The organism is Streptomyces sp. MZ04, assembly GCF_004684775.1.
Taxonomy (GTDB): domain Bacteria; phylum Actinomycetota; class Actinomycetes; order Streptomycetales; family Streptomycetaceae; genus Streptomyces.
In genome coordinates, this window is sequence record NZ_SRIC01000575.1 from 1 (window position 1) to 1,275 (window position 1,275).

Sequence of the window (1,275 nt, forward strand, 5' to 3'; positions counted from 1 at the left end):
GGCTTGGGCTTGGGCTTGGGGTTGGGCTTGGGCTTGGTCTTGGGCTCGGGCTTGGGCTTCCTGGTGGGGGCCGGCTTTGTGGAGGCAGGTGTCTTTCCTGCGGCTGCTGTCTTCTTCGCCGAAGGCTTGCTCACCGGTGGCACCCTTGTCCCTTTTGTCGCATTCTCTGGCTCAGTGGAAGTCTGTTCGCCCACAGCGGAATCACGGCGTGCGGTCACCCTTCCAGCCCCCTTGGCCTGTGCTCTCACCGGCTTTTTGGACACCCGGCCAGCCTAGAGCCCGGCACTGACATCCGCCCCTGACCCCATGGATCGGCCCCCAATTGGCCCCCTCCTGCATGGCATGCCACACCAGTACGGCATCCTTGTGACAGATCACACTGTTTGGACCGTCCGGCAAAATGGGGAGCACGGTCCCCTGATGCAGGTCGACAAGGAGAGAACTCGTGGACGACGTTCTGCGGCGCGCCCCGCTCTTCGCGGCGCTCGATGACGAGCAGGCCGCGGAGCTCCGCGCCTCCATGAGTGAGGTGACGCTCGCGCGCGGGGATGCTCTGTTCCATGAGGGCGACCCCGGAGACCGCCTTTACGTGGTCACCGAGGGCAAGGTGAAGCTTCACCGGACCTCACCCGACGGGCGCGAGAACATGCTCGCGGTGCTCGGTCCCGGCGAGCTCATCGGTGAGCTCTCGCTGTTCGACCCGGGCCCGCGTACGGCAACCGCCTCCGCCCTCACCGAGGTCAAGCTGCTCGGCCTGGGGCACGGCGACCTCCAGCCGTGGCTGAACGCGCGGCCCGAGGTGGCCGCCGCGCTGCTGCGTGCCGTCGCCCGGCGCCTGCGCAAGACCAACGACCAGATGTCCGACCTGGTCTTCTCCGACGTGCCCGGGCGTGTGGCCCGCGCGCTCCTCGATCTGTCGCGCCGCTTCGGTGTGCAGTCCGAAGAGGGCATCCACGTCGTGCACGACCTCACGCAGGAAGAGCTGGCCCAGCTGGTCGGCGCGTCCCGCGAGACGGTCAACAAGGCTCTGGCGGACTTCGCCGGGCGTGGGTGGCTGCGGCTCGAGGCTCGCGCGGTGATCCTGCTGGATGTGGAGCGGTTGGCCAAGCGGTCGCGCTGACGCCGGTTCGCTGACGCTGTGTCTTACGCGGGTGGAGTTCGGTCTCTCTGAGGCTGGGCTCCATTTGTGCTTGCCGCACAGGCTTTCCCGCCCACCCACCCGATTGCCCCGTGTTGCCGTGGTGATCGGGTGGGCTGGGCTGGAGGGGGCTGGGC

1 protein-coding gene is annotated in these 1,275 nt (G+C 67.8%); it reads left to right on the forward strand.

Annotated features, from left to right (window positions below):
• Nucleotides 1-445 precede the first annotated feature (445 nt).
• A complete protein-coding gene (locus E2651_RS43240; RefSeq protein ID WP_016642758.1) occupies nt 446-1,120 on the forward strand; it encodes a Crp/Fnr family transcriptional regulator in 675 nt (224 codons plus the stop codon).
• Nucleotides 1,121-1,275: the final 155 nt, after the last annotated feature.